Source organism: Delftia acidovorans NBRC 14950 (genome assembly GCF_001598795.1).
In the GTDB taxonomy this organism is placed as follows: Bacteria; Pseudomonadota; Gammaproteobacteria; order Burkholderiales; family Burkholderiaceae_C; genus Comamonas; species Comamonas acidovorans.
The window spans coordinates 78897-103622 of the sequence record NZ_BCZP01000013.1; the positions used below are offsets into that span (position 1 = coordinate 78897).

Here is a 24726-nt window from a genome sequence, read left to right on the forward strand (position 1 = left end):
TCGCAAGTCCACAACGAAGATTCATATTTCTATTGGCCTTTCTCAGCACCATCTATATATTGTGGCTGCTGGCGTTCTGGCCAGGCGTTCTGGGTCAAGACAGTCTCGCAATCATGCTCGAGGTGGAAACTGACCGGGTTGCACAGGCTGGCAAACCTGCATTCTGGTACCTCTACAATCTCTTGCTGTATGGCCCTTGGAGACTGGTGGAGGTCCCCATACTCATACAAATCTGCGTCAGCACGATTGTGAGCGCCCGCATACTCAGCTGGATGCTGGGTGAACGCCTCTACAAGAGCTTCTGGTATTGCCTCTTCTTTGTTGCACTGGCCCCCAGCGTCCTTTATTACTCTATCGCGCTTTATTCGGATGGAATCTATGCCATGGCCATGATGGGCATGCTGTTCGAGATATGGCTTTGCCACCGCGCCAGGCGCATTGATGCCATCGCTTGCTGGATGTTGGCTTTTACCATTCCCTTTGCATTGTTCGCCCGCCCCAACGGATTCATCAACGCAATTGCCTTGGTCGCACTATTTTTCGCCTTGCCTCGGCTTCATCGGTGGAGGCTGCTGGCTGTCACATTGCCCTGGTGTGCCATAGCGATATTTGCCAATTCTCAATACAAATACCACACACCGATCGGCAGTATCTTCCCGCTCGCTCTTTATGAAACAGTGGGATTCATGGAGCATCGCCCCATGGGATTGTGGGAATACAACAAACCCCGCATATCTACGAAGTCGGTCGAGGCACTTACATCCACAGGTAAATCTCTGGATCACATCATAAAATTTCACGATCACTATTACTGGGATCCTCTCATTTTCAGTGACGCCGGCCCGGCACTTCTGCACCTCCCCAAGCAAGCAAAGAAGACAATTGTCAAAGAGTTCTTCAAGTACAACCTTTGGCACAACTTTCCTGCTTTCATGGCAAGTAGAGTTAATATTTTTCTCTACGCATCATTGGCCAATGGAGGCCTTCCACCCCCTGAGGCAGGGCAATATATTCTGTCCCAAACAAAAACAGAATCATCCGTATTGTTCCGTGAACTTCTTCCACACCGAGTTCTCATGCCTTGGTACAATTTTGCCCTGGAATACAGGGCCATATTCTGGGCTCCATGGCTGGGAATATTCCTGATCATTGCAACCACCGCGAAGGCATGGCGGTACCGTGATCGCGGCAGCCTCATCGTGTGCAGCATCTTCATACTCCAATTGGCAGCCGTGTTCTTTTTCTCCATCGCTGGAGAATACAGATATCTCCTTTCATTTTTTACGGCGCCCCTCGTACTCCTACCCATTTTTTCTCAACGATCACCGAAGATACCAGGCAATTCCAACCATCCTCGGGAACATATAGGAACATAGTAAAAATAATATCCGCGGCAAAGGATGCATGCATCATCGAATAAAACGATGAATCTTCTCTTGTCCGCCACCAGTGCCACGCAAAAAAATCAAAAGACAAAGCCTGAAATATCGTCCTCATAGTTATGCAGCGCAAATTCGGATTCTATTTTTCAGCTCTGTGGCTGGCTTTCATTCTGGTGGCGGCGACCAAGCGTCTCATCCGCTTCTTCCCTTTACCAGGTGACCAACTCAACGGCGATGCGTACTGGACTTACCTCCCGAATGCGCGAAAGTTGCTTGAGCAGCCTTGGAATTTCCTGACCACGGACCCCTCCAGCTACTACGTTGCCCCACTGGGCTACGTCTGGGCCGCTGTATGGGGCGCCGACCACGCGCGCGTAGAACTGGCCAATTGCGTACTCTTTCTTGCCTGCGTGCTGATGATGTGGCGTTGCGCCTCGCGGCTGGGGGGACTGTGGGCCGGGGTGGTAGCGACCAGCCTGCTTGTGGGTTACCCCTCGCTGACGTCCTTCATCCCGCAGGTGCTGACCGAAACGATCTACCTCTTCGGCCTGATGCTGTGCATGACGGCTGGCATTGAATACGCGCTGGGAGGGCGGCGGCCTCGCCTGCTGCTGGGCCTGTTCGCCCTCGGCCTCACCATCACCCTGCTGTCACGCCCTGTTCTGCAGATCTTCACACTGGCAGCCCTGATCGCTGCACTGGTGCTGACCGCATACGCCACATGGCGTGGCCCGGCGCTCGGCAACACCCTGCGTTGTCTGTCACGCGTCATTGATCGCCGCCTCTGCGTGGCCCTGCTGGCCGCAATCCTGCTGCCCGCTGCCGTCATCATCAAGAACGGAACGTGCTTTGGCGTCTGGGGGCTGGGCACAGGAGCTGGTTCAGGGCTGCTCTATGGCGTGAGCCCCTCCAAGATGGGACTGGAACCCATCTACTCGGGCTTTGGCTATGACGCCTCACTTGTCCCGCAGGTGGCCTCCAACATGACCACAGTCAACCCGCTTGCCTACGAGTCGGACAGCATCAATGCACGTGTGGGCCTGGGAATCATAAAGAGCACCTCGCTGGCGGACAACGCCGTGTTCTTCGCCCACAAAATCAAGGCTTGGCTGATCTACAGCACGCCCGAACTTCAGTTCCTGCGCAAACTGCGCGCTTTGCGGGTCTTCGAGTGGCTTGCCATCGGCTTTGCCGCCATCTCGCTTGCCCTCCAGGCGCGGCGACGCCCCAAGGGCGAACGCCTGCGGCTGCCCGGCCCTTCAGGTCGTGAGCCGGAACGGCTCACCATCCTGCTGACACTGCTCGTGCTGGTGCTGGCCATGGCGGCGCAACTGGCGCCTGTGCTCTACAACACGCGCTACAACCTGTTTTTCCTGGAGCCCTGGCTGATGCTGCTGTGCGGTGTGGCATGCGCCATCCTCCTGCAAAAACCTGCCGCGCTGGCCACATCCTCCGGCTCTGCGGCCAGGGGTCTGCGCCAGCTGGCGCAATGGCTGCCGCGCAAGGTGGCCATCGTGCTGGTGCTCGCACTGCTGCCGCCTGCGCTCGCACGCTACGCGGCCCGTCACGAAACCTGGGGCATGGACCCGTATCGGCCCGGCCCTGTGGAGATGGCACTGGACCGCACCGCCATGGGCGCCCTTCAGTCCCAGGATGCCACGGACCTCGGCGAGGGCCGGTGGAAGCTGACCACCAGCCCGGCCTCCCTGGTCATACCGCTGGAAATCAAGGAGCCCGGCATCCTTTCCCCGCATCGCACCATGGATGCCATCTGGCGAGCGCGCTTCGCCATTGAGCTGCAGGGAGAAGAAGCCCGCACCTGCCGCAAAGCCGTCGTACAGGTCTCCAACGCCTATCAGTCGAACGACTGGTATGAGCCCGATACCGCCCTGCGGCTGCGCCCCGATGGGAAAGCCCACACCTACGCCCTCCACGGAAACGACCATCTTCGCCCGGCAGGACCAGGCAAGCTGATCATTACCTTCCACTGCCCCAAGGACACCGTAATCACCTGGTCTGGCGCGGAACTGCTAAGGTCCACGCTTCCCGAGGCGGCACGGGCCCTGGTTCAGCACGGCGTGCCCATCGACCCCTATTACCGCAACGAACCTCGCTGACGCCCCCTTCGAATCCACGACATGACTCCGTTTCTCACCAGCATCACCATCCTGTGCGTCCTGGGCATCTCGCTCGGACAGATGCTTTTCAAGAAAGCCGCGCTGTCCATACCCGAGGCTGCCACCTGGCAGCACTGGGTCTTCAACGGCTGGCTCATTACCGCTCTGGCCCTCTACGGCATTACCACCCTGGTATGGATCTGGGTGCTGCGGCACGCGCCGCTGCATCTGGCCTACCCCTTCATGGGACTGGCCTTCGTGATCGTTCCCTGCCTGGGGTGGCTGTTCCTGAACGAACCCATCCGCATTCCCACGCTGGTGGGCGGCGCCCTCATCCTTGCCGGAATCACAATTACCGCCCACGCATCCTGAGACCCATGTCCACTCCCATGCGCATCGCCGTCGCCATCCCCTGCTACAAGGTCACCCAGCATGTGCTCGGTGTCATCAACGCCATCGGCCCCGAAGTCGAGGCCATCTATGCCGTGGACGACGCCTGCCCTGCCGGCAGCGGACGCTTCATCGAGGAGAACAACACGGACCCACGCGTGCGCGTGCTCTACAACCCCGAGAACCGGGGCGTGGGCGGCGCCATCGTCACGGCCTACAAGGCGGCGATTGCCGACGGCATGGACATCGTGGTGAAGATCGATGGCGACGGCCAGATGGACCCCTCGCTGCTGCCGCTGTTCGTGCGACCCCTGCTGCGCCACCAGGCCGACTACACCAAGGGCAACCGCTTCTACCGGCCTGAGTCGGTACAGGACATGCCTCCGGTACGCCTGTTCGGCAATGCCGTGCTGTCCTTCATGACCAAGCTCAGCTGCGGCTACTGGAACGTGATGGACCCGACCAATGGCTATACGGCCGTACGCACCTGCGTGCTGGCCGAGCTGCCGCTGGACAAGCTGGAAAATCGCTACTTCTTCGAGACCGACATGCTGTTCCGCCTGAACACCGTGCGCGCCGTCGTCAAGGACGTGCCCATGGATTCGGTCTATGCCGATGAGGAGTCCAACCTCAAGATCGGCAAGGTGCTGCCCGAATTCCTGCGCAAGCACGCCTCGCGCCTGTGGCGACGCTATGTCTACAACTACCTGGTGCGCGACTTCAACGTGGGCACGCTCTACAGCCTGAGCGGTGTCATGCTTGTGCTGCTGGGCACCTTCTTCGGCCTCTGGCGCTGGATCGTCAGCAACAGCACCAGCCATCCTGCCACCAGCGGAACCGTCATGCTGGCGGCGCTGCCCATCATCATCGGCATCCAGTGCCTGATCGCCTTTCTGCACTACGACGTGAGCAGCGTGCCCACCGAGCCGGTCAGCCTGTCCCTCGAAGACGAAGCCGTCGCCTGACCGCGCCGTCTTCGCGGCCTGCCACATCCAGTCCTGTCCACCAGCCCATCCATGCCCCACCTGCCTAGCACCTTCCACCTTCCATACGCATCCACGCTGATCGCCGCAGGCCTTGCCCTGGCATCCATGGCAGCCCATGCACAGACAGGTTCTGGTGCCACGCGCGGCCAGCCCCTGGTCATCGCGCCCACGGTGGAAGGCATGCTCCTGTGCGATGAAGCCGTTGCAGACACCAGGATCAAGTCCATGGACGAGGCCTATGCCTTCTGCCAGCAGCGCAAGCTGGACGGCTCCGCTGCCGTCAACCGCCTGCTGGACACGCTGGAGCCGGGCGGCCCCAAGGGCAACGTGCAGATCGGCTACACCGCCACGCTGCAATTGCTGGGGCTGTACCAGCGCACGGCCAAGGGCTGGGAAATCGACGAAGCCAAGGTGGACAGCTTCCTGAACGTTATCCGCAAGGTGCAGCGTCCGGTCGTGCTGTATTTCTCGGCAGACCATTTCGACTCGGTCGGCCCCATTGCCGCCGAGCTGGCCAAGGACCCCGTTAACCTGATGCAGCTGAAAGACGGCAAGCCCCTGGAACTGGGCTATTTCGGCTACCGCATCCTGCCCTACACGCTCTCGACGGATGCTTCGGTTCCCGTCAATCACTACCGCTTCAAGGCCCTCGAATACATGGCCAGGAAGATCCGGGAGCTGCCCCAGCCCGTACAGGACCGCATCATTGCCTACACCCTGCCCGGTGAACTGCACCACATGTTCCCGGACTTCGAGAACGGCATGGGCGCCTATAAGGACATCCGCGTCACCGACTACAGCCCAGGCTCGGTAGCAGGCTTTCGCCAATGGCTGCAGACCAAATACAAAGGCATAGCGCAGTTCAAGGCGCAGACCGGGCTGGACTACGCATCGTTCGATGCGATTCCTGCCCCATCCAAGGACATACGCAAGGAAAAGCTCAACGGCTTCGGTGAACACTACGACGCATTCGCCGACGGCACACTACCCGTGGGCGGCTGGCTGTGGGACCCAAAGCAGGCAATCGAGCGCCTGGATCTCTATCTGGACGGCAAGCTGGTAGGGCCCATGGCCCGCGGCCTCAACCGGCTGGACGTCTACCGCGCCGTGGACAACATAACCAGCCCCAACACCGGGTTCCGCTACAACCTCGACTTCAGCAACCTGTCCGCCGGACAGCACATCGTCCAGGTCGTGGCCGAGTCCAAGGGCCGCAAATACCAGTTGGCCAATGCCAACTTCGTTGTCGTTCCGCGCAATCAGGGCAAGATCGTCAACATGTACCCCCGGCGGCTCGGCTGGATGCCGCCCACGTCCATACTGGAAAAGCAGGGCGTGCGGTCGTGGCTCGACATGCCGGCGCAACTGCAGGACGTCTACTACAACCCCTTGGCCCGCGACTGGAACCACTACCGCGAATCGCAGGTGTATGCACAGCTTGCGGTGTTCCACGAACGCGCCATTGCCGCCGGCCTGCCCGCAGCCAAGCTCTACTCCCACCAAATCATTCCCGATGTGAATCCCTCCTGGAATCCGCAGTTGTTCGCCTCCACCCAGACCCTGGATGGAAAGGCACCTTGGAAGCAGGGCCTGAACATGTATGGCGGCGCCACCAACAGCGACTGGCTGCGCGGTTTCATGAAGCAGCACCAGATCGGCAGCGGCTACGGCGCGCCCGAGTTCAATCCGCAGCAATGGAAACTTGACGGAACGCACTTGGCCGCGCTGAAGGCCCACTATGACGCAGGCGCCACCTTCATCAGCCCCTACTACTTCTCGGTGATCAACCAGCGCTTCAAGGGCGCAGCCGAACACGGCGTCAACCGCATGGAGCTGTCCCCAGACAACCCCAAGGACGGCTCCGACAAGTTCTACAAGGCCATCGTCGAATTCGCCAGGCAGTAGGATGGAGCCCTTGCGCGCACGGTCCGTGCGCGCAAACGCTGCCCTTTTACAAGCCGCCCTGGGCGGCTTTTTGCATTTTGACGACCGTGCCTACAACCCTCCAGCCGCTGTCCCTCTGGACACCTCCCGCATCGCCGCTCGGCATCCTTACCGACATCGACGACACCCTGACCACCGAGGGCGTGGTGCCGGCCCATGTCGTCGATGCCATCGCCCGGCTCAAGCAGTCCGGCCTGCGCGTGGTGCCGATCACGGGCAGGCCCGTGGGCTGGAGCGAGCCCTTTGCCCAGGCCTGGCCCGTGGATGCCATCGTGGCCGAGAACGGCGCCGTGGCACTGCGGCGCAATGCGCAGGGCGGGCTGGACAAGCTCTACCAGCAGGACGAGGCCACGCGCACCGCCAACTACGCGCGCATGCAGCAGGTGCTGGCCGAGATCGAGGCCACCGTGCCCGGGGCGCTGCGCGCCACCGACTCGGCGGGCCGCGAATGCGACATTGCCGTGGACCACAGCGAATTCACCCAGATGCCCCAGCAGGACATTGACCGCTGCGTGGCCATCATGAAGGCGGCGGGCATGAACGCCACCGTCAGCTCCATCCACATCAACGGCTGGTTCGGTGCGCACAACAAGCTCGAAGGCGCGCGCTGGATCCTGCGCACCCTGTTCGACATCGACCTCGACGCCACGCTGGACCGCTGGATCTACATCGGCGACTCCACCAACGACCAGCTCATGTTCGAGCACATGCCCCACAGCCTGGGCGTGGCCAACATCGCGCGCTTCGTGCCCCAGCTCAAGCACCTGCCTCGCCATGTCACCCAGGCCGAGCGTGGAGACGGCTTTGCCGAAATGGCGCAGTACCTGCTGACCCAGCGCCCCTGATCCACAGGGCCGAGGGCCGGTGCAGCCCTTGCAGGCCTGCGCCTTCGCCTTCGACTACCCCATCGGCCCGTCCTGATCTGCGGGACCCGCGCTCCCCCCGCAGACACCATCACCCTCAGCACAGCCAACCGCCCGGCGCAGGCGGGCTGCGCACCCTCTTTCCCCCATTCGACAGAGCAAATCTAGGACTATTCCTAGATCAAGCATCAATTATCAGAATGCGCCCTATTTCATATAGTGGCGGTGCACACCTAGAATCCATCACATACCCAAAGAACAGGTTTTTGTTTCGCCTTTTTCTTTGACAGATTCTCTCCTGCATCCCATCCGCGCCATTGGGCACTGGTGTATTTGAACAATTCAACTTCAAACATGCCAGAGAAACAAACCTCGCCCATCCCTCGCCAACGCTCCCTCATCCGAACAATTTCTCCATGTCAGCGCCACCACCTATTCCAGCATGATCGCACCCCCTGCAAATCCTTGACCATGCTGACAGTTACCAACCATTGGATTGATGAGGTGAACATGGAACACTGATGATTTATTAACCACTCAACCATTCACACACTCTCTTATTCCATCAGCGCATTCATCGCTGCTGGAATTTTATTTATCTCTTCAACTCGAGGGAATACCCATGAAAAAGATCGCATTGCTGACATCGGTTGCCGGCCTGGTCATGATGGCCATGAACACCGCTCAAGCAGCAGACGGCACCATCAACTTCACGGGCGAGGTGGTCACCACCACCTGCAAGGTGGACACCACGGTCGCCGGCGCCGCCAAGGACGGCGTGAAGCTGCCCAACGTGGCGAACAACCAGCTGGCCACCGTGGGTGCCACGGTCGGCCGCCAGGCGTTCTCGCTGGAACTCAGCGGCTGTGAGCTGGCCACCGCCACCTCCACAGCGCCCGTCTCCAAGGTCGCCGTGTTCTTCGAAGCCGGCCCCAACGTGGACCTGGTCACCGGCATGCTCAAGCCCGCAGCGGCCAGCGGTACTGGTGCGCCCACCGTGGCCTCCGGTGTCCAGATCGCCATCGTGGATCCCAGCAACAACGAGCGCCTAAAGATCGGTTCCGCCCAATCGCGCTTTGTGGACATCGACAACAAGGTCGGTGGCAATGGCCGGGCCATCATGCGTTTCGCCTCCGAATACGTGGCCACCGGCCCCGTGACCGCAGGCCGTACCGACACCTCGGTGACCTACTCGCTGGTCTATCAGTAATCACTGACTTTCAGGCATATCGGCCGCCTTGCGGTGGTCGATATGCCGTGTCTTCTGCTTTCTTGACATGGGCCCGGCCCCATTCTTTCGCTCAAAACCCAGAGAGTTCTCCGATGCTGACGATCAAACGTTCATATGGGCTTGCTGCCATCCTGTTGTCCCTTCTTCTTGGAACGGCGGCACAGGCCAGCGTGACATTGACGGGCACGCGCATCATCTTCCCCAGTGGCGAGAAGGAAGCCACCATCCAGCTCACCAACGAAGGCAGCAAACCTGCCCTGGTGCAGGCCTGGCTGGACAAGGGCAACAACCAGGAATCGCCTGAGAACATCGACGTTCCCTTCGTCATCACGCCCACCATCATGCGCATCGAGGCGGGCAAGACCCAGACGTTGCGCATCATCTATTCGGGCGAAGCACTGCCTGCTGACAAGGAATCCCTGTTCTGGCTCAACGTGCTGGACGTCCCGCCCAAGGCGAAAATGGAAGGCGACTCCAACAATCTCCAGTTCGCCTTTCGCACTCGCGTCAAGCTCATGTACCGGCCCGGCAATCTGCCCGGCAATGCCCAGGAGGCTCCTGCCCTGCTTCAATGGTCGGCAGGCGTTGACGCCAAAAACCAGCCTGTGTTGAACGCACGCAATCCCAGCGCCTTTGTGGTCAATGTGGCTGGCGTTGAAGTGCAGCTCAACGGTAAATCCTTCGAGGCAGGTGTCGGGCCCGTTCTTCCCGGCCAGGTGGCCACCTTCCCAATCAAGGAACCTGCGGGTGCCAATATGGCTGGTGCGACCGGTGCCACGGTGATGTTCAGCAGCATCAATGATTGGGGCGCCAGTCTCAACCACGAAGCCATAATTGGCAATTCCGCCCAATAAACAGGGCAATGCGAGCAAAGCCACGCGAATCCCCCGTCCTCTCCGGTCTGATTATCTAACGCCACTGCATTTTCAGCCCGGCCAGCACACCGATACACAGCGTTAATACCCAGCAAAACTGCATCGGTCTCTTTACCGGGACTGGCACATCGGCCTTGGCCGTTCGCTTTGCATCGGGCGCACAGCATTAGGAGATAAGCAAATGATCAGGCCAGTCTTTCCAGATTCAGAAAAGGGAATCAAAAGCCGGCATACAAGGCAAAGACAAGGAATAATGCCGGGGCCAGGCCAAGGCCCTGCCGGATATTTCCAACTGAAGCCCGGCCATGCGCTGCTGCTCTCCGTGCTGGTCTGCTGGCAGTCCGAGGCCCAGCAGGGCCAGCAGGTCAAGGAAGTCACGACCTCCACGTCCACCGGCCAGTGGCAGCCCACGCCGGCTGCCGTCGACTTCGACCCCAGCTTTCTGAACACCGGCAGGCAGACCATTGACGTCTCGCGCTACTCGCGCGCCAACGTGGTCACGGCAGGCAGCTACAACCCAGACATCTACATCAACGGCAACTGGGTTGGCCGCAGCGAAGTGCAGTTCAAGGCACTGGCCGGTTCGCAGGACGCGCTGCCCTGCCTGGATAAAGCACTGCTGGAGAAGGTGGGCATCGACCTTTCGCGCCTGCCGCCCGAGGCCGCCTTGAAGCTGGTGGCCGACGGTGGCTGCAACCGTCTGGACCAGATCATCGCGGGCGCCTTCACCAGTTTCGACTTCGGCAAGCAGCGACTGGACCTGAGCGTGCCCCAGGCCTCGCTGCGCCGCTCGGTGCGTGGCTATGTCAGCCCTGACCAATGGAGCGCTGGCGTGCCTGTCGGCCTGCTCGGCTACCAGTTCAACACCTACCACGGGCGCTCCAGCAACGCAGAAAACACCACGCAGAGCTACCTGGGCCTGAACGGCGGCGTCAACATCGACCGCTGGCATTTCCGGCACAACGGCTCCTTCAGCTGGGCGGACACTGGACGGGGCAACTACCAGAACATCTCCACCTACGCACAGCGCGACATTGCCGACTGGTCTTCCCAGCTCATACTGGGCGACACCTACACGGGTGGCGACCTGATGGACTCCACCTCGTTTCGCGGCATACGCTTGAACAGTGACGACCGCATGCTGCCCGACTCCCAGCGCGGCTACGCGCCCGTGGTGCGCGGCGTGGCCAACACCAATGCCCGAGTCACCATCACGCAGAACGGCATCAAGCTCTACGAAACCACGGTGGCGCCCGGCGCCTTCGTCATCAACGACCTCTATCCCACGGGCTACGGTGGCGACCTGCAAGTCAGCATCACCGAGGCCAATGGTGCCGTGCGCAGCTTTGCCGTGCCCTACGCAGCCGTGCCGCTGTCGCTGCGCGAGGGGCAGGACCGCTACAGCCTCACGGCGGGCGTGGTGCGCCACCTGCCCAATACCTCGCCGCTGTTCTCGCAGGCGACCTGGCAGCACGGCTTCACCAACATGCTGACCGGCTACGGCGGCGTGTCCGTGGCCAAGGGCCATATCTCGCCCATGATTGGCGCGGCGCTCACCACGCCCTGGGGTGCCTTTGGTGCAGATATCACGCACGCCTCCACCAGCATTCCCAATGACGGCTCCTTTTCCGGACAGAGCTTGCGTGCCAGCTACGCCAAGTCCTTTGCGCAGACCGGCACCCACGTGGCCATTGCCGCCTATCGCTACTCCACCAACGGATTCTTCGGCCTCAACGACGCCATGCGCGCACGGGATCAGGCCAATCTGCTACGGCCCTCCACGGACCTGTACCGGCCTCGCAACCGCGCCTCCCTGGTCATGGGCCAGCAGTTTGGCCCCGGGGGAGGCAGCCTCAGCCTCACGGCGTCCACTGCCAAGTACTGGAACCGCCAGGGCTCCAACGTCGACTACGCCATTGGCTACAGCAACTCGTTCCGCAACATCTCCTACAACCTCTCTGCGGCGCGCCAGCGCGATGCCTGGGGACAGTCCAACACGTTCCTGCACGTGGGCCTGTCGATTCCGCTGAGCATGGAGCGCGGCATGATGCTCTCCACCAATACCAACCGCGACTCGCGCGGCCGCGTGCAGGCCCAGGCCAACCTGTCCGGGCTGCTGGGCGACGACAACGCCATCTCCTACGGCCTCAGCGCCAACCACAACACCGGTGGCATGAATGGCAGCAGCACCAGTGCCAGCGCCAACGCCACCTACCGCGCATCGCAGACCGAACTCAGCGGCAGCGTCAGCGCCAGCAGCGGCTACCAGCAGTTCTCGGTAGGCGCGCGTGGCGCCATCGTGGCCCACCCGGGCGGCGTGACGCTGTCGCAATCGGTGTCTGACACCTTTGCCATCGTGGAGGCCAAGAACGCGGAAGGCGCGCGCATCAACAACGCGCCCGGAGTGAAGGTGGACAGCCGGGGCTATGCCGTCGTCCCGTATCTGACGCCGTTCTCGATGAACGAGGTCTCCATCGATCCCAAGGGCCTGTCGACGGACGTGGAACTCAAGGAAACCAGCCAGCACGTCGCGCCGCTGGCCGGCGCCGTGCCGCTGCTGGTGTTCAAGACAGCCTATGGCCGCTCGGCCGTGATCCGCGCGCGGCAGGCCGGCAACATGCCTGTGCCCTTTGGCGCCAGCGTGCTGGACATGGACGGCAAGGAGTTGGGCATGATCGGCCAGGCCGGCAAGCTTCTGGCGCGCGGGCTGTCGGACCAGGGCGAACTGCAGGTGCAATGGAAGACCGACACCGGCATGGTGGGCTGCAACCTCTCCTATACCCTTCCTGAAAGAAAGCGCAGCACCACCTACCAGCCGCCGCAAAGCCTGGAACTGCCCTGCGTGGCCAGCAGCAAGCTGCTGCCTGCGGCCACCGACGTGGCATCGGCCAAGCCGGGCAAGACCGCGACAACCTCAACCTCAACCGCAACCACCAATGCCAAGACAGCCGTGGCCGGCGCCCCGGCCTCCAACGCGGCGTCGGCCGTGGCTCTGGCCGGCATGACCCAGGAACGCACGGCAGCAACGGCACCGGCCACGGTAGTCGCCAGCGCGCCGGCAGTCACTGCGGCTGCAGTGCTGCCCGCTCGTGCCACACAGCCGAGCGACAGCCAGCAGGCACTGAAGCTGGAGCGCAACCTGGACGGCCTGCGCATGAGCGTCAAGATCAGCGCCTTGCCCACCACGGTGCCAGTCACCAGCAACGCGGGCAGAACTCCCGTGGCGGCAGGGCACGACGCAGGCACCGGCAAGCACAAGCCGCCGCAGCAAACCCTGCGGGCTGACCGTCCGCTGGCCATCCTGCAGCCCAGCTTGAAGATCAGGGTCCTGGCATCGGCCGATCAGACATAAGCACCGGAAAAGCAGCCCAAATGGGCCGCTGCCAATGCAGGGCCACGTTGATTGCTGCACCGGCAGGCTTCCATTTCCGACTCCCGCGCCGACTGCAGATACGTTGGTACGGGTAGCCATCGGCATGCAGCTATTTGCCGTCACTGCCCAAACGCTGTTCATCAAGACCCGCAAGATTGACTGCGGGCCTTGTGCCGCAGGGCGGCACAGCCGAGACCTTGCTCTTCTCGCAAAGACCATCGTCCGCTTGTCTGCCGGCATCAGCTGCATCGCAGATCCCCCCAATCCATAGGCGACAGCCTTCCCACAAGGCTTTGCCCCGCCATTTCTGGACCCGCGCACGCACAGTTCGGATCACCAATTCGTAAGCAATTGAAGACAAGATAGGACTATTCCTAGGGAATCCCGATAACTCCGCTCAAAAAATCAGGAAATTCCTAGAGAGAAAATCGCGAAATTCAGAATTATCCAATTTCATTTCAGCGAGCATGTGTTGACAATAAGCCGATCAGACAAATTGCCAAGAATCAGAATCTGATCCTTCGAAATTTCGTCATCAACGAGAACAATCCACCGTCAATTCATATTCCCCAAAAGCCTCTTCAGCCACACCCCATTGACGCATAAAAAAATATATTACCTGCAACTTTCAGCAGCAGCAACTCTATAGCCATCGATATCTGGAATCATTCAAAAATATCCAATATCAAATCAAAAATGGAGGTGCGTCAAAGAAAAAGTTTCAAACAAGATCATTACTTCAATCCACCATATTCATCAAACTCAATTTCATCAGGCATAAATATGAAATTTTCTGCATTGAAATTTTCGGTTGCGGGCTTGTCCTTGCTTGCACTGAGTTCTGTCCATGCGCAATCCACTCAGAGTGGAATCGTCAGATTCACAGGAAATATTTCTCCTGTCACTTGCATCGTCAATCTGGGAAGTCGAGACCAGAAGATCGATTTCGGTATCGTACCTCCCAATGAACGCGGTTTCACGTCTGGCGGTGGCGCCGTCGGCAACGTTGCTATTCCCGCCCATCATAGAACGATCACCATCAGGCTGGATGGCTGCTCAACCCCAGGATCGAACAATCAGCCCACCACTGCCACGGTCCGTTTTGATGGCCCCATCAGGAACGGCCGCATCAATACGAGCAATGCCACGGCCGACATCCAGTTACTGGAGAACAACTCGACAACGGCCATCTGGGATCTGAGCGGCCCGTCCGCGCCTGTCAACCTGCAATCAGGAACCAATACGCTCAACTACATCGCCAGGTACTACGTGGCTGCCGTGCCCCTTGCCTCAGGAGAGGCGAATGCTGAAGCGACTTTCACCATGAACTATCAATAGGCAGTCCACCGCCTCAGAGAAGCGCCGGCCACCTTCTGGTGGCTGGCGCATTCACCTCCAATGCCTGTGGCATTTCTCTCATATACAGAAATTCAGGATCTCCTATGCCGGTGAAAAATCGCCGATCCAGTCTGCTGTCACATTGTTTCGCCATGGCTGCATTGCTTATTTGCGTCCTCCCGGCCAATGCCAGCATAGTCCTCTATGGAACACGGGTCATATTTTCAGGCGACGAGACGGAAGCCACCCTCAAGATTTCCAATGAAGGAAAATTGCCATCGCTGGTGCAGTCATGGCTGGACACGGGCGATGGAGATATGGCGCCCGAGGGCATAGATGTGCCCTTCGTGATCGCGCCGTCGCTCACCCGCCTGGAAGCCTCGGACCAGCAGATGCTGCGCATCATCCATTCCGGCCAGCCCCTACTCCAGGACAGAGAGTCATTGTTCTGGATCAACGTGCTGGACGTGCCGCCCAAGACCGAGAACGCGAAAGGCTCCCAGGGCAGCCTCGCACTGGCCTTTCGCACGCGCATCAAGCTGATATATCGCCCCAAGGGCCTTCCGGGCGAACCGAAGGATGCGCCTGAGCAGTTGCAGTGGTCCGCGAGCACGACCCGAGACGGGCAGGCCGTACTTCAGGCCCGTAATCCGACCGCGTATGTCGCCAATCTGGGCCATATCGCCGTAGAGGCAGCTGGCCAGAGTTTCAAGATGAATGTAGGACATGTGCTGCCAGGAGAAACGGCAAAGTTTGCATTCCAGAAGCCCGCCGAAAACGAACAACTACCCAAGGAGCTTCCCGCGGACGCAGTCGTGGTCTACACCAGCCTCAACGACTGGGGTGGTGCCGAGGGCCACAGGGTCGAACTTGGGCGCTGACGGTAGCCGAAGCCCTAACGCAGCACCGAAAGCCTCCATGCCGGTCACGCGTGACTGGCCGAGGTAGGCAGCACGGCGCAGCAGGTGCAAAAAAGGCATGTCCATCGAGAGGGATTGCTATGAAGAAAAAAGCCGACAGGGTACGGAAGCCAGGCTGTTTCCCGTTCAAGGCCAAACCACTACATGCCTTGCTGCTGGCAGTACTGGCCTGTTGGCAAATGGATATGCGCGCCTCGCAAACAGAGCACACCGCCGGCAGGATGCCGCCCGCACGCGCACAGCACATCGAATTCAACAGCAGCTTTCTGCGAGGAGGCGACGGGATCGATGTCTTGCGTTTTGCAGAGGGTAATTCTGTGGAACCGGGTCTCTACAACCCGGACCTTCTGGTCAACGGCAACTGGATGACCCGCACCGAGATGCGGTTCACTCAACGCAGTCGGGGTGCCAGTGCCCAGCCCTGCTTCAACATGTCCCTGCTGGAGCAAATGGACATTGACATGGCGAGCCTGCCGGCGAACGAGGATGTTGTGGATGGAGACCCAGCGTGCCTGCGCATTGAAAAGGTCGTCCCCGGCGCTTCCGCAAGCTTCAACGTAGGTTTGCAACGACTGGATGTGAGCATTCCCCAGATCCTGATGCGGCGCGTGGCAAGCGGCTACGTGAGTCCGGAGCAGTGGAACGCGGGCGTGACGACCGGCACGCTCGGCTATGACTTCAACACCTACCATGCGCGCGGCGGGCCAGCGGGCAGCAGCACCCAGGGCTACCTGGGCCTGAACAGCGGCTTCAACTATGCGCGCTGGCATTTCCGGCACAGTGGCTCGTTCAGTTGGAGCGATCAGGGACCGAGCCGTTATCAGAGCATCTCGGCCTATGCGCAGCGCGACATCGCCGACTGGTCATCGCAACTGATCCTGGGCGACACCTACACCGACGGGGAGATCATGGACTCGGTCTCCTTCCGCGGCCTGCGGCTGCGCACGGACGACCGCATGCTGCCCGAGTCGCAGCGCGGCTTCGCGCCCGTGGTGCGCGGCGTGGCCAATTCCAACGCCCGGGTGGTCATCCGCCAGAACGGCATCAAGCTGCAAGAGACCACGGTGGCACCGGGCGCCTTCGTGATCAATGACCTGTACCCCACCGGCTATGGCGGCGACCTGCAGGTGGATATCGAGGAGGCCGACGGCTCCGTGCGCTCCTTCTCGGTGCCCTATGCGGCCGTTCCTCGTTCGCTGCGCGAGGGCCAGCACCGCTACAGCCTCACAGCAGGCGCGGTGCGCGGCCTGCGTGAGAGCGCTCCGTTCTTCTCGCAGGCAGGCTGGCAGTACGGCTTCTCGAACATGCTCACGGCCTATGGCGGCGCCACGGTCGCCAAGGGCTATTTCTCGCCCACGGTGGGCGCCGTGTTCAATACACCATGGGGTGCCTTTGGCCTGGACCTCACACACGCCAACACCCGCATCCCCCATGACCGCAGCTACTCAGGACAAAGCCTGAGAGTCACCTACGCCAAGACCTTCCCGGAGTCCGGCACGGGCATCACCCTGGCTGCCTACCGCTATTCCACCAACGGGTTCTTCGGCATCAACGAGGCCATGCGGTCGCGCGACCTGACCCGGCCCGCTGCCAGCGGCGCACCGCCCCCGCTGTCGCGCCCGCGCACGCGCGCCGCAATGACACTGAGCCAGCGCCTGGGCGAGCAAGGCGGCAACCTGAGCATTTCCGCCTCCATGGACAACTACTGGAACCGCGCGGGCCGCCGCGTGGACTACACGCTCAACTACAGCAGCTCGTGGCTGGGCGTTCCCTACAACCTGTCGGCCTCGCGCCAGCGCGATGCCTGGGGCCGCCCCAGCACGCAGCTGTACGCAGGGGTGACAATTCCGCTGGGGGCGGGAAAGCCCAGAGTCATGAGCCGTTTCACACATGACTCGAGCGGCGGCAACCAGTTGCAGGCCAGCACCTACGGGCAGGTCGGCAGCGATCTCTCCTATGGCCTGAATGCCGAATACGGCAGCAGCGGCAACCAGGGATCGCGCCTCAATGCAGGCGCCAATGCACTCTACCGCCGCTCGTACACGCTGTTCAGCGGCAGCGTGAGCGCGGGCCGGGCCGGCCAGCAACTGTCACTGGGCGCGCGCGGCGCCTTGGTCGCCCACCCCGGAGGGGTCACGCTGTCGCAGCCCCTGGGCGAGACCTTCGCCATCGTGCAGGCCCCGCATGCCGAGGGCGCGCGCCTTACCAATGCGCCCGGCGTACGCATCGATGCACGGGGCTATGCCGTGGTGCCCTACATGACACCCTATGCCATGAACGAGGTGTCGCTGGACCCCAAGGGCATGTCCATGGATGTGGAACTGCAGGAGGCCAACCGGCGCGTCGCACCGGTGGCCGGTGCCGCCGCCATGGTGGTGTTCAAGACGAGCTACAGCCGCTCGGCCGTGCTGCGCCTGACGCAGGCGGACACGTCGCCCGTGCCTTTCGGCGCCGTCGTCTCGGACGAGAGCGGCAAGGACCTGGGCATGGTCGGCCAGGCCGGCAAGCTCATGCTGCGCGGCCTGTCGGACCAGGGACAGCTGCACGCCCAGTGGAAGGCCGGAGATGGCACGGCCCATTGCAGCATGGCCTATTCGCTGCCGGCGCGGGAGCGCTCCACCGGCTCCCGTGTGCCAGCCAGCATGGACCTGCACTGCGTGCCGTCCCATCTTGCCGCAGCGCCGTCCCATCAGGCCGCGCTGACACACAGAGCCGAGACCTCGCGCCCCATCGCCGCCCGCCAGTCCAGCCTGCCCTTCCAGGCCGAGAAGCATCTTGGCGATTTGCGGCTGAGCCTGCGCATCAGTGTCTTGCGCACCACGGCCGATGCGAAGCAGTACACGGGCCAGGCACAGCCGCCCTTGGCGCCGGACGGCCAGGCAGACAACAGCCCTGGCCTGCGGATCGATCGCAGCCTGGTGGGTGAATTGCGGGACTCGCCGACACAAGCCCAGGCCTCGGTCGGCGTCTGAACCGACGCGGTACATGGCTGTGCCCACCCCCTTTCCGGCACGCGGTCCGCCGGTCACCTGCCCTGCGATATTGAAATCCAAGAACCGCCTTTTCATTCAGCAACGGAGCATTTTCATGACCATTACCCGTGCCATTGCATTGTCCTCAGTACTCTTCATTTTTTCCATAGGTCAGGCACACGCGCAAGCTTTTTGCTCTAACGATGGAGTCGGCAATTCCATCAACGATGGCAAAAATCACTATGTCCACCTGCCCAGTAGAACGCTGGAGGTCCCACTGCCGTTTGATATTGAATCTCGTGCAATCGGCAGTGTAGTGGGCCGCGTCGCCTTTCTCCCTTATATCATCAACAAGAAATATACTGAAATGAAAGGGGGTGCAATGTTCTGTGCAAAATACCAAAACTCTGGCTGGTATGGCGTGGGCACCTTTCACCAGATACACCGGGCTTATGAGAGTTCCATTCCCGGCATAGGACTGCGCATAGACTTCAGAAAAATGCCTGTTCCGACCAACCCAGACAATACAAAACGGCGTTACTTCCCCATCCAGGAACTGTCCGATGCTCCCATCTATATCGATCTGGTGAAGATTGGCCCGATCAAACAGGCAGGGCCCCTCAAAGGGGTTTTCCTTCAATACAAGGTCGACGACGTGGTCATCGCCCAATACCAGTTTGACCGTGAGGCCGCCGCTCCGACCGGTCCGTTCTGCACCGCGAGCCTCAGCGCAGAGAACCCGGCCACGGCCGCCGTCGCCCATTCTTCCGGTCGCCCCGCTGCTGAGGGCAGGCTGCCGAAAATGATCGCCAAAGCTCCATCCTGCCTTGCTGATGAACTGCCAAGCATCAAGCCGGTCATGGGAAGTTCCAGTGTCGCCCAGCTTTCGCTCAACCGCCACTGATCCCAAGCCTGTCTTTGCGAGGGCCTTGGAGCAGGCGCTGCACTCCTCAGAGATGCCATGCGCCTGCACATGCCAGGGCTAACGGCACACGGCACACGGCACAAGACGCCACGTTGTTCTTTCGAAGTGCCGCCTTGATTCCAGATGGAGAACCAGAATGAATATATACAAGCTTTTCGCATTTTCCATGGGAATCATTTTTTCCACCATTTCCGCATCCCATGCAGCAATCTGCATGCCGGCTGACTCCAATCCGACCACTGATGGAAAGAACCATTACATTGCATCTTACCCCGTGAATCAGGTCCTGAGTTTACCCATCAACATAAACTCCGAACCAAACGGCAAAGTGTTTGCAACAATTCCGATTAAACCAGTAGTCGACAACAAGACTCATTCATCAATAATTGCGCAAGTGGTTTGCTCCGGCGCCAGCAGACCTTCATTTTCAGGAATCGGAGCACCTGATGTCAGAATCTACCCCAGCAACGTCTCCGGAATAGGATTGCGCATATCGATGAAGGGGATTGGAACAATTCCCAACGAACTGCCCATACTAACAAATTCGTATCCCATTCCCGAAGGAGAAAATTTCATCATTACAATAGAATTCATAAAAACAGGACCCATCAGTACTATTTTTGGAGATATCCAACTGGCAGGACCATACATGGAAATGAAAATTGCCGGAGCACTCGCCGCGCAATACGTGTTCTCCGGTATCACCCTGGTCCCCATCAATCCCACCTGCACGCTGGTGTCGGACAGCATCAGCGTACCGCTGGGCACGCATCCCGACACACGCTTCACGGGTTTGGGTGCGACCACGGACAAGGTGCCCTTCTCCATCCAGCTGAGCTGCTCCGGCGGCGACCCGAACACCCAGATCAAGCCTTTCGTGACGCTGTCGGGCACGACGGACACGCAAGTCCCCTCGGTGCTGGCGCTGACCGGCTCGCAGGTCAGCGGCGTTGGCGTGGAGGTGCTGAGAAATGGCGCGATCCAGGGCTTTGGCGCAGCCAACGGCTGGCAGGCGGGCACGATTTCGCAGGGCACGGCAAATTTCCAGATCGACCTGGAGGCGCGCTACCGGCAGATCAGGAATACCGTGAGCGGCGGTGGCAGTGCAAATGCCTTGGCGACCTTCACCATCGACTACCAGTAGGCCGGTCGCAGCACGGCCGCAACACGGCGGTATCGGCTTGGGCCATGAGAAAAAAGGGTTAACCCCAGTCCAAAAAAATCGCAACCTCTGCGACATTTCAACCAAGCAAGGTTGCACCATGTTTTCTTCATGGTGCATGTCCATTCGCATTTCCCACCTCTTCCATTCCTCACTGGCACACCATGTCCACCACCGTAGGCATCAAGGTTGATGACGCTCTGCGCGAGCGCATCCGCATCGCCGCCCAGCAGATAGGGCGCACACCGCACTGGCTGATCAAACAGGCGGTTGTCCAGTACGTCGATGCCCTGGAGCGCGGCGCGACCACCATCCGGCTGTCCAGCGCGGGCGACAGCCAGGGCGATGTGGCGCTGGAAGAGGTGCAACCCAGCAGCCCGCAAGAGGTGCAACCCTTTCTGGAATTCGCCCAATCCATCCTGCCGCAGACGCCGTTGCGCGCTGCCATCACGGCCGCCTGGCACCGGCCCGAGCCCGAGTGCCTGCCGGTGCTGCTGCCGCTGGCACGCGCCCAGGATGCCCAGCAGGCCGACAAGGTGCGCGAGCTGGCGACCCGGCTGGTGCAGGGCCTGCGCGATGCGCCGGCCGGCAGCGGCGTGGCGGCGCTGGTGCAGGAGTTCTCGCTGTCCAGCCAGGAAGGCGTGGCGCTGATGTGCCTGGCCGAGGCGCTGCTGCGCATTCCCGACCGTGCCACGCGCGATGCGCTGATCCGCGACAAGATCAGCAAGGGCGACTGGCGCGCCCATGTAGGCCGCTCGCCCTCGCTGTTCGTGAACGCGGCGGCCTGGGGCCTGGTGCTGACGGGCAAGCTCACGTCCACCAGCAGCGAAAAGAACCTGTCGTCGGCGCTGACGCGCGTGATCGGCAAGGGCGGCGAGCCGCTGATCCGCCAGGGCGTGCACCGCGCCATGAAGCTGATGGGCGAGCAGTTCGTGACGGGCCAGGACATTGCCGAGGCGCTGGCCAACAGCCGCGCCTATGAAAAACAGGGCTTTCGCTACAGCTACGACATGCTGGGCGAGGCGGCCGCCACCGATTCCGACGCACAGCGCTACCTGCAGGCCTACGAGCAGGCCATCCACGCGATTGGCGCGGCCTCCAACGGGCGAGGCATCTTCGAGGGGCCGGGCATTTCCATCAAGCTGTCGGCCCTGCACCCGCGCTACAGCCGCGCGCAGTACGAGCGTGTGATGGCCGAACTGCTGCCGCGCGTGCTGCAGCTGGCCGAGCTGGCCAAGCAGTACGACATCGGCATGAACATCGACGCCGAAGAGGCCGACCGGCTGGAGCTGTCGCTGGACCTGCTGGAGGCCTTGTGTGCCGCGCCCTCGCTCAAGGGCTGGAACGGCATAGGCTTTGTGGTCCAGGCCTACCAGAAGCGCTGCCCGCAGGTGCTGGACTACCTGGTGGACCTGGCCCGCCGCAGCCGCCGCCGCCTGATGGTGCGCCTGGTCAAGGGCGCCTACTGGGACAGCGAGATCAAGCGCGCCCAGGAAGGCGGCCAGGCCGGCTACCCCGTCTATACGCGCAAGGTCTATACCGATGTGAGCTACCTGGCCTGCGCGCGCAAGCTGCTGGATGCGCCCGATGCCATCTACCCCCAGTTCGCCACGCACAACGCACAGACCCTGGCCAGCATCTACCACCTGGCCCAGGCCGTGGGCGGCAGCTACTACAGCGGCCAGTACGAGTTCCAGTGCCTGCACGGCATGGGCGAGCCGCTGTACGCACAGGTGACGGGCCCGGCCTCCGAAGGCAAGCTGGCCCGCCCCTGCCGCATCTATGCGCCCGTGGGCAGCCATGAGACGCTGCTGGCCTACCTGGTGCGCCGCCTGCTGGAGAACGGTGCCAATACCTCGTTCGTGAACCGCATCGGCGATGCCTCCGTGCCGGTCTCCGACCTGGTGGCCGACCCGGTGGACGAGGTGATGAAGATCGCACGCAACGAAGGCCGGCTGGGCGCCCCCCACCCGCGCATTGCGCTGCCGGCCGATCTGTTCGCGCAGCAGGGAGACAAGGCAGGGCAGGCCCGCGCCAATTCCCAGGGCCTGAACCTGGCGCACGAGCAGCAACTGGCATCGCTGGCCGCCGCGCTGCTGCACAGCACGCGCCAGACCTATCTGGCCGCCCCCGCAGATGCCGACCTGCCGGCCGACCCGGCGCGTACCGAAGGCTGGCAGCCCATGCGCAACCCGGCCGAGCTGTCCGACATCGTGGGCTGGGTGCGCGAGGCCACGGCGGCCGAGGCCGAAGCCGCCGCCGCGCGCGCCGCGCAGGCCGCGCCCATCTGGGCCGGCACACCGCCCGCCGCCCGTGCCGACGCGCTGGCCCGCGCCGCCGACCTGCTGGAGCAACGCAGCCAGCCGCTGATGGGCCTGATCATGCGGGAGGCGGGCAAGACCCTTTCCAACGCCGTGGCCGAGGTCCGCGAGGCCGTGGACTTCCTGCGCTACTACGGCGCCCAGGCGGCCGCGCATTTCGACAACGCCGCGCAGCGCCCTCTGGGCGTGGTGCTGGCCATCAGTCCCTGGAATTTCCCGCTGGCCATCTTCTGCGGACAGGTGGCTGCGGCCCTGGCCGCCGGCAACACGGTGCTGGCCAAGCCTGCCGAGCAGACACCGCTGACGGCCGCCGCCATGGTGGCCCTGCTGCACGAGGCTGGCGTGCCGCGCGACGCGCTGCAGCTGGTGCCGGGCACGGGCGAGACCGTGGGCGCGGCCCTGGTGGCCCATGCCCAGGTGGCGGGCGTGATGTTCACGGGTTCCACCGAGGTGGCACGCCAGCTGTCCCGCCGCCTGTCGCCTGCGGGCCGCACCATTCCGCTGATTGCCGAGACCGGCGGCCAGAACGCCATGGTGGTGGACTCCTCGGCCCTGGCCGAGCAGGTGGTGGCCGATGTGCTGGCCTCGGCTTTCGATTCGGCCGGCCAGCGCTGCTCTGCCCTGCGCCTGCTGTGCCTGCAGGACGAGGTGGCCGACCGCACGCTGACCATGCTGCGCGATGCGCTGCAGGAGTGGAACCTGGGCAACCCCGACCGCCTGAGCACCGATGTGGGCCCCGTGATCGACGATGCGGCGCGCCGCCAGATCGAGCAGCACATAGAGCAGATGGCCGCAGCGGGCCAGAAGGTCACCCGCGTGGAACGCAAGGACGGCGTGCTCAATGGCCACTACGTGGCCCCGGCCCTCATCGAGATCGACAGCACCACGCGCCTGCAGCGCGAGGTCTTCGGCCCCGTGCTGCATGTGATCCGCTTCAAGCGCGAGCAGTTGGACGCGCTGGTCGATGGCATCAACGCCACCGGCTACGGCCTGACCTTCGGCGTGCACAGCCGCATCGACGAGACCATTGCCCACCTCACCCAGCGCGTGCATGCGGGGAACATCTATGTGAACCGCAATGTGATCGGCGCCATGGTGGGCGTGCAGCCCTTTGGCGGCATGGGCCTGTCGGGCACGGGTCCCAAAGCAGGCGGCCCGCTGTACCTGCACCGACTGGCGCAGGGGCCGGCCAGCGCGGCGCTGTCCGTCTTCGCGCGGGCCGAGTCGTCCGCCCAGGCACCGCTGCAATTGCTGGGCCTGCTGCGCGAGACGCTGTCCAAGGCCCCGCCCCAGGACATGTCCGCCGATGAGCAGGTGCAGGCCCTGGCCGCCTGCGACGAGGCCCTGGCCGCCTCGCGCCTTGACGCCGCCATGCAGCTGCCCGGCCCCACTGGCGAATCCAACCGCTACCGCCTGCTGCCGCGCGGCCCCGTCTGGGCACTGCCACGCACGCCGCTGGGCCTGGTGGCCCAGGTGGCAGCAGCCCTGGCCAGCGGCAACGCCTGCCATGCGGTGCTGCCCGACAACGGAACAGGCGCCGACAGCGGCTGCGCCGCCACCTGGCAGGCGCTGCGCGCCGCTGCGGGCGATGCCGGTGTGCCATGGCTGCACAGCGCCAGCGCCGACTCCCTGGCCGATTCGGCAGCGCCCATGGCGGCCTTGCTGTTCGAGGGCGACGGCGACGCCCTGCTGCAGGTCTGCGCCCAGGTCGCCGCGCGCGACGGTGCCCTGGTGCGCGTGGAAAGCCGCAACAGCGACGAGCTGCATGCGGGCCGCGGCTATGACCTGGCTGCGCTGTTCCACGAGCAATCCATCAGCACCAATACCGCCGCCGCAGGCGGCAATGCACAGCTCATGACCATGGCTTGAACCGCCGGGGCCGGCACAACCGGCCCCTGGCAAGCGCCCCGCACCACCCGAAAAAACA

The 24726-nt window shown here is 62.2% G+C and carries 15 protein-coding genes; all 15 read left to right on the top strand.

The window, feature by feature from the left end; all coding sequences use genetic code 11:
• Positions 1-32 precede the first annotated feature (32 nt).
• The 15 genes from DA1_RS17840 to putA all read left to right on the top strand — a co-directional run bounded on the left by DA1_RS17840 (position 33) and on the right by putA (position 24668).
• Entirely contained in the window at positions 33-1376 is a 1344-nt protein-coding gene (locus DA1_RS17840) for a hypothetical protein (RefSeq protein ID WP_051941009.1), read from the top strand.
• A gap of 125 nt (positions 1377-1501) precedes the next feature.
• The gene (locus DA1_RS17845) at positions 1502-3499 is read left to right on the top strand and encodes a hypothetical protein (RefSeq protein WP_155294330.1); all 1998 of its coding nucleotides are present in this window, start codon (positions 1502-1504) and stop codon (positions 3497-3499) included.
• 21 nt (positions 3500-3520) lie between these two features.
• A complete protein-coding gene (locus tag DA1_RS17850; protein ID WP_034397334.1) occupies positions 3521-3871 on the top strand; it encodes a DMT family transporter in 351 nt (116 codons plus the stop codon).
• A gap of 5 nt (positions 3872-3876) precedes the next feature.
• Positions 3877-4854, top strand: coding sequence for a glycosyltransferase (locus tag DA1_RS17855; RefSeq protein WP_225614248.1), 978 nt, complete (start codon positions 3877-3879; stop codon positions 4852-4854).
• A gap of 51 nt (positions 4855-4905) precedes the next feature.
• Entirely contained in the window at positions 4906-6780 is a 1875-nt protein-coding gene (locus tag DA1_RS17860; protein WP_034397336.1) for a hypothetical protein, read from the top strand.
• A gap of 86 nt (positions 6781-6866) precedes the next feature.
• The gene (locus DA1_RS17865; protein ID WP_034399018.1) at positions 6867-7664 is read left to right on the top strand and encodes an HAD-IIB family hydrolase; all 798 of its coding nucleotides are present in this window, start codon (positions 6867-6869) and stop codon (positions 7662-7664) included.
• Positions 7665-8304: 640 nt separating this feature from the next.
• Complete coding sequence (locus DA1_RS17870) at positions 8305-8892, top strand: fimbrial protein (protein ID WP_013800427.1); 588 nt, start codon at positions 8305-8307, stop codon at positions 8890-8892.
• Between the two features lie 113 nt (positions 8893-9005).
• Positions 9006-9767, top strand: coding sequence for a fimbrial biogenesis chaperone (locus tag DA1_RS17875; RefSeq protein WP_034397339.1), 762 nt, complete (start codon positions 9006-9008; stop codon positions 9765-9767).
• A 274-nt stretch (positions 9768-10041) separates the two neighbouring features.
• Positions 10042-13140, top strand: coding sequence for a fimbria/pilus outer membrane usher protein (locus DA1_RS17880; RefSeq protein ID WP_034397342.1), 3099 nt, complete (start codon positions 10042-10044; stop codon positions 13138-13140).
• Positions 13141-13857: 717 nt separating this feature from the next.
• Positions 13858-14499, top strand: coding sequence for a fimbrial protein (locus tag DA1_RS29825; protein WP_080736974.1), 642 nt, complete (start codon positions 13858-13860; stop codon positions 14497-14499).
• A 104-nt stretch (positions 14500-14603) separates the two neighbouring features.
• Positions 14604-15380, top strand: a complete 777-nt coding sequence (locus tag DA1_RS17885; RefSeq protein ID WP_051941012.1) for a fimbrial biogenesis chaperone — start codon at positions 14604-14606, stop codon at positions 15378-15380.
• 119 nt (positions 15381-15499) lie between these two features.
• Positions 15500-18391, top strand: coding sequence for a fimbria/pilus outer membrane usher protein (locus DA1_RS17890; RefSeq protein ID WP_034397345.1), 2892 nt, complete (start codon positions 15500-15502; stop codon positions 18389-18391).
• 115 nt (positions 18392-18506) lie between these two features.
• A complete protein-coding gene (locus DA1_RS17895) occupies positions 18507-19295 on the top strand; it encodes a hypothetical protein (RefSeq protein WP_155294331.1) in 789 nt (262 codons plus the stop codon).
• A 157-nt stretch (positions 19296-19452) separates the two neighbouring features.
• Positions 19453-20460 carry a fimbrial protein gene (locus DA1_RS29830; RefSeq protein ID WP_080736975.1) on the top strand — a complete coding sequence of 336 codons (1008 nt, stop codon included), beginning with the start codon at positions 19453-19455 and terminating at the stop codon, positions 20458-20460.
• Between the two features lie 182 nt (positions 20461-20642).
• A complete protein-coding gene (gene putA, locus DA1_RS17905; RefSeq protein WP_034397351.1) occupies positions 20643-24668 on the top strand; it encodes a trifunctional transcriptional regulator/proline dehydrogenase/L-glutamate gamma-semialdehyde dehydrogenase in 4026 nt (1341 codons plus the stop codon).
• Positions 24669-24726 lie beyond the last annotated feature (58 nt).

What these genes read in the sequence shown, in the direction of transcription:
- DA1_RS17845 (WP_155294330.1), top strand. Translation starts at nt 1,502, where the DNA reads ATGCAGCGCAAATTCGGATTCTATTTTTCAGCTCTGTGGCTGGCTTTC.
- DA1_RS17850 (WP_034397334.1), top strand. Translation starts at nt 3,521, where the DNA reads ATGACTCCGTTTCTCACCAGCATCACCATCCTGTGCGTCCTGGGCATC.
- DA1_RS17855 (WP_225614248.1), top strand. Translation starts at nt 3,877, where the DNA reads ATGTCCACTCCCATGCGCATCGCCGTCGCCATCCCCTGCTACAAGGTC.
- DA1_RS17860 (WP_034397336.1), top strand. Translation starts at nt 4,906, where the DNA reads ATGCCCCACCTGCCTAGCACCTTCCACCTTCCATACGCATCCACGCTG.
- DA1_RS17870 (WP_013800427.1), top strand. Translation starts at nt 8,305, where the DNA reads ATGAAAAAGATCGCATTGCTGACATCGGTTGCCGGCCTGGTCATGATG.
- DA1_RS17875 (WP_034397339.1), top strand. Translation starts at nt 9,006, where the DNA reads ATGCTGACGATCAAACGTTCATATGGGCTTGCTGCCATCCTGTTGTCC.
- DA1_RS17880 (WP_034397342.1), top strand. Translation starts at nt 10,042, where the DNA reads ATGCCGGGGCCAGGCCAAGGCCCTGCCGGATATTTCCAACTGAAGCCC.
- DA1_RS29825 (WP_080736974.1), top strand. Translation starts at nt 13,858, where the DNA reads ATGGAGGTGCGTCAAAGAAAAAGTTTCAAACAAGATCATTACTTCAAT.
- DA1_RS17885 (WP_051941012.1), top strand. Translation starts at nt 14,604, where the DNA reads ATGCCGGTGAAAAATCGCCGATCCAGTCTGCTGTCACATTGTTTCGCC.
- DA1_RS17890 (WP_034397345.1), top strand. Translation starts at nt 15,500, where the DNA reads ATGAAGAAAAAAGCCGACAGGGTACGGAAGCCAGGCTGTTTCCCGTTC.
- DA1_RS17895 (WP_155294331.1), top strand. Translation starts at nt 18,507, where the DNA reads ATGACCATTACCCGTGCCATTGCATTGTCCTCAGTACTCTTCATTTTT.
- DA1_RS29830 (WP_080736975.1), top strand. Translation starts at nt 19,453, where the DNA reads ATGAATATATACAAGCTTTTCGCATTTTCCATGGGAATCATTTTTTCC.
- putA (WP_034397351.1), top strand. Translation starts at nt 20,643, where the DNA reads ATGTCCACCACCGTAGGCATCAAGGTTGATGACGCTCTGCGCGAGCGC.